8 protein-coding genes are annotated in these 4,382 nt (G+C 30.4%); 7 read left to right on the top strand and 1 reads right to left on the bottom strand.

Annotation, left to right across the window (positions count from 1 at the left end):
• Window positions 1-161 precede the first annotated feature (161 nt).
• The 7 genes from LB452_RS13390 (at window position 162) to LB452_RS13360 (ending at window position 4,188) form a co-directional block, all read left to right on the top strand.
• A complete protein-coding gene (locus LB452_RS13390; protein WP_322966426.1) occupies window positions 162-497 on the top strand; it encodes a type II toxin-antitoxin system HigB family toxin in 336 nt (111 codons plus the stop codon).
• Window position 498: 1 nt separating this feature from the next.
• Window positions 499-855: a helix-turn-helix domain-containing protein gene (locus LB452_RS13385; protein ID WP_093365344.1), complete on the top strand. Its 357-nt coding sequence runs from the start codon at window positions 499-501 to the stop codon at window positions 853-855.
• 296 nt (window positions 856-1,151) lie between these two features.
• Window positions 1,152-1,802 carry a hypothetical protein gene (locus LB452_RS13380; RefSeq protein WP_224462241.1) on the top strand — a complete coding sequence of 217 codons (651 nt, stop codon included), beginning with the start codon at window positions 1,152-1,154 and terminating at the stop codon, window positions 1,800-1,802.
• A 363-nt stretch (window positions 1,803-2,165) separates the two neighbouring features.
• Complete coding sequence (locus tag LB452_RS13375) at window positions 2,166-2,462, top strand: type II toxin-antitoxin system HigB family toxin (protein WP_224462240.1); 297 nt, start codon at window positions 2,166-2,168, stop codon at window positions 2,460-2,462.
• A gap of 12 nt (window positions 2,463-2,474) precedes the next feature.
• On the top strand, window positions 2,475-2,846 hold the full coding sequence (locus tag LB452_RS13370; RefSeq protein WP_224462239.1) for a helix-turn-helix domain-containing protein: 372 nt from the start codon (window positions 2,475-2,477) through the stop codon (window positions 2,844-2,846).
• Window positions 2,847-2,989: 143 nt separating this feature from the next.
• Window positions 2,990-3,604, top strand: a complete 615-nt coding sequence (locus LB452_RS13365) for a hypothetical protein (protein ID WP_224462238.1) — start codon at window positions 2,990-2,992, stop codon at window positions 3,602-3,604.
• A 185-nt stretch (window positions 3,605-3,789) separates the two neighbouring features.
• Window positions 3,790-4,188 (top strand): hypothetical protein, encoded by a 399-nt coding sequence (locus tag LB452_RS13360; protein ID WP_224462237.1) that lies wholly within the window; start codon window positions 3,790-3,792, stop codon window positions 4,186-4,188.
• Window positions 4,189-4,268: 80 nt separating this feature from the next.
• Here the strand turns inward: LB452_RS13360 and LB452_RS13355 are convergent.
• Window positions 4,269-4,382: integrase core domain-containing protein (locus LB452_RS13355; RefSeq protein ID WP_224460834.1), on the bottom strand; the 114-nt coding region annotated here is incomplete at its 5' end.

Raw genomic sequence — 4,382 nt, 5'->3', positions numbered from 1 at the left:
AACAGCGCATAACAAAAATGGCGAGATTTGTGCTAAATTGAATGGTTTGTGTATTTTTAGAAACTTAAACCTTAACCGAAAGACTTGCGCATTTTAAGTCGCCACTTATGTTATGCGCGAACCGTTGCCCATAATGCTGAAAAAACCGAAAAGTTATCATAATGGTAACTTTTTTAGTTATATTTGCATCAAAGAAATTTGAATTGAAAATATTTTCGAGAGGAACATTACGAGATTTTTGGGAAAAACACGGTGATTGTGAATTGCAACTTAAAACTTGGTATCGTGAAACCGAGAAATCAAATTGGAAAACGATTAATGAATTGAAATCTGAATACCCAAATGCAAGTATTTTAAAAGACAATCGAATTGTATTCAACATCAAAGGTAATGAATATCGGCTGATTGTAAAATTCAACTTTGAATATCAACTTGCTTGGATTCGATTTATTGGAACGCACGCTGAATATGATAAAATTAACGCAAACGAAATTTAAAATGGAAATAAAACCAATAAGAAACGAAGCTGACTACAAAAATGCTCTTGAGCGTTTGGAAGTAATTTTTGATGCAAAACGCGGAACGAAAGAAGGCGATGAACTCGAAATTTTATCGATTTTGATTGATAATTATGAAAGTGAAAACTTCCCAATCGAAATGCCAGATCCGATATCAGCAATTAATTTCAGAATGGAACAAATGGGTCTGAAACAAAAAGATTTGGTGGAAATGATAGGATTTAAAAGTAGAGTGAGTGAAATAATGAATAAAAAGCGAAAACTGACTTTGGATATGATTCGGAAATTAAACGCTAGCTTAAAAATTCCTACTGAAGTTTTAATTCAGGACTACTAACAATCAACACTCCGAAAGCACTATGGGCAACATCGCATATAGCTTATGGCTAGGGTTTAGGTCAGAACAAAATTTATTGTATTTTTAGAAAAATTAATCCTCAACTGAAAAGCTTGCTTGCAGATCATCGCCACAAGCCATATGCGAGAAACGTTGTCTCCAATAGCTCTGAATAAATTCCTTGCTTAAATTCATCCAGAATCTTCAATTTTTAGTCACTGGATTTTAATCAGTTCCGGCTGAATTTTAAGTAAACGTGAAAGCTGATAAAAAAAACATCACTAAAAAAATTAAATATGAAAAACACCAAATCAATATTAACTCTGATAGTTATATTTCTTATTGTTATTTCCTGTGGTATTTCAAATACAAATAAAAAGACTACACTAAATCAATATACAGATTTAGACATATCTATAAAATCATATTTTTCTCAAAACTTTAAATATCCAGATGACATAAATACTTTAATGAATTTTATAGAAGATAATAAGTACTATAAAGAATCTTATGATAAAATAATTAAAAAAGGTATAGAAAATTTTAAAGTCAGTGATTCTAGCGGATATTTTACAATACATCATAAAAAAAGAAATATTTTAACTTATCCTAAGGTAAATATTTGTTCTACTTTGAAAGATAAAAAACCACCTTCTCTCTTATTATATACAATTTTAGCCTATGATGACGGAAGAAAAGTTAGTTTCGATACCTATCAGAAAAAAGATGCAGATTCGTTATTTATGAATATAGCTGAAATCTTTAAAAAATATGATAATTCAGATATGAATCATGAGTATATTAAAGTATATTCTGATTCCATTTATTATAAATGTGGGGTCAAAAATTATAATGAGTTATATATCAAAGATGTCAAACAAGTTTTCAATAATTACATAAATAAAACTGAATCCGACTCTATTAAGTTAATATTACCTTTTATTTAAAATCTCCATCTAATCTAAACTATATATTAATTATTTATCAAATCTCAAGGTGTCCTGTAAACGTGAAGTCTGCGGAATTGAATACTCTATAAACAACGCTAACAAAATCGCACCAGAAAGCACGCTGGAAAAATTCACTCAGGCGTTTCGCTACAGGAGACAACACTGCATATGTTTTATGGCTAAACTTTTTGTCAAATCGAAATTTTTGGTATGTTTATAAAAGATAAAGTTTAACTAAATGACTTGCGCTTGTTTTCCCGCCACAAACACATATGCAAGCCCGTTACCCTTTATTATAAAAAAATCCGGTTTAGTTCAATATTTGAGAACTTATTGTATATTTGTTCTATAATTTGACTGATGAAACGAATAATTGCGAAAAGTACACTTAGAGAGTTTTGGGAAAAACACGCTGATTCCGAACAGTATTTGAAAACTTGGTACGATACGGCTAAAAGTGCTAAATGGTTTTCTCCAAACGATGTTAAGCAAACTTATGTTTCAGCAAGTATTCTTAAGAATGGTCGAGTTGTCTTCAATATAAAAGGAAACTCCTATCGACTAGTGGTAAAATTTAACTACGAAAAACAATGGGCGTTTATTCGATTTATTGGAACACACCCTGAATATGATAAAATAAATGCTGACACGATTTAAAAGCAAGTGATTATGAATTTAAAACCTATTAAAAACGAAAATGATTACCGAAACGCACTTGAGCGTTTAGAAGTGATTTTTGATGCTCCAATTGATACAAAAGAAGGCGATGAAGCAGAAATTCTTTCATTAATGATTGAAAATTATGAAAATGAGCATTATCCGATAGAAGCTCCAGATCCAATAGAAGCAATTAAAATCAGAATGGAAGAATTGAATCTACGCCAAAAAGATTTGGTAGGTGTAATTGGCGGTAAAAGTCGAGTATCCGAAATTTTAAATCGAAAAAAGAAATTGACTGTTGATATGATAAGAGAGCTAGAGAAATTACTTCAAATTTCTGCTTCTGTTTTAGTCAACAATTATCAACTCACAGAAAAATAACAAAGGGTAACAGCGCATATAGTTTATGGCGGAATTAGTGCTAAATCCAAATTTTTTACATTTTTAAAAGATAAAAGTTTAACCGAAAGGCGAGCAGTTTCTTACTTCGCCACAAACCATATACGCGAGACGTTGTGCATAATATGAGAAAAAAGATAGTATTGATATTTGGAATTATAATTTTACAATTGAATTTCTCTTGTAAATCTCAATATTCTGCAACCGAACTAAATAAAAATTTCACATCAGTGCAGATAGCTGATTTGAACAAAATAACGGAATTTTTCAAGTCCGAAATGTGTTTACATATGGATTCTGACTTTAAAACTTGTTACGAACGAACACCACACGAATATTTAGAAGCGACAGGAAATCCATTTTGGAAGGAAATTGACTTTGAGAAACAAAAGGAACTTTATAACCAAATATCACCGACAACTTTTAATGAAATATGGACATTTTGCAAATCAATAAATTTAAAAACTGGATTTGAATACAGAAGTGTTTGTCCTATTTATAATGGTAAGTATCAGAAATATTTAGCTGATTTAGGTGAAAATGATGAGAGAATAGAAAAGTACTTAAAAAGAATTCAAAATTATGGCGACTTCAATTATTTCGACATTGGTTATAGAGAGATTCTAAATAACAGAAAACATTTTGACCTAAAAGACCCAAACTTTCAACTGATTTTAGCAATTCACTATTTATCGCTAAATGACATTGAGAAACGAAAAGAAAAATGGGTAACTGAATAAAATACTATGCACAACATCTAGTATAGCCAATAGCTGCTATGTGCTTAACCGAAAGTTTTGGTATATTTAGAAAGTTAAAAGTTAAACTGAAAATTAAGCTAATATTTGCACGCTACTAGCCATACTAGAGAACCGTTAGCATACATTTGAGAAAAACATTGGAACTAAAAAACAAAATATCAAAATTGACATTAATTCTGATTTTAATCGGAGTTTCATTCGGATTTAAAACTCAAACTTCTGAATTCAGTTTTACGGATAAATACGGGAATGAAATCACGATTGAGAATACGGAAATGATTCCTGAATTAATTGACGTGGAATTTCTGAAAAACAATCTTAACGGAACTCATTTCACATTCAAACTGAAAGAAGATTCGGAATTAAAATTCGAATATAGAATTGCGGAATTCGTTCGGATAAATAAAATGGAATATCGACTTCGAATTTTACAAAAACCTAAATCTGACAAAGCGGAAGATATAATTAGGTACGTTGGTTATAGTAATTATCGAATGAAATTAAAGAAAACTAAAAGCGGAATTGAATTACAGAAAGTTGAATTTATGTACGCTGAAATATAAAAACGTATGCTAACACTGTAGGCTTCCCTTAATTAGAACTGTTTATTCTTACAATCTATTCACAAACTTATTGTTTTAATTCACTTGGGGCTAGCCCCAAGTGAATTAAGTTTTGCATATTCTACTGGCGACATTTTATTTAGTCCATCATGTGGGCGATGATGATTATAATCATTCATCCAGATTTGTGTTTG

The sequence above is a fragment of the Psychroflexus longus genome (assembly GCF_020164595.1).
Classification (GTDB): Bacteria; Bacteroidota; Bacteroidia; order Flavobacteriales; family Flavobacteriaceae; genus Psychroflexus; species Psychroflexus longus.
The sequence above is the reverse complement of the archived record's forward strand: the minus strand, read 5'-3'. Positions and strand labels throughout refer to the sequence as shown.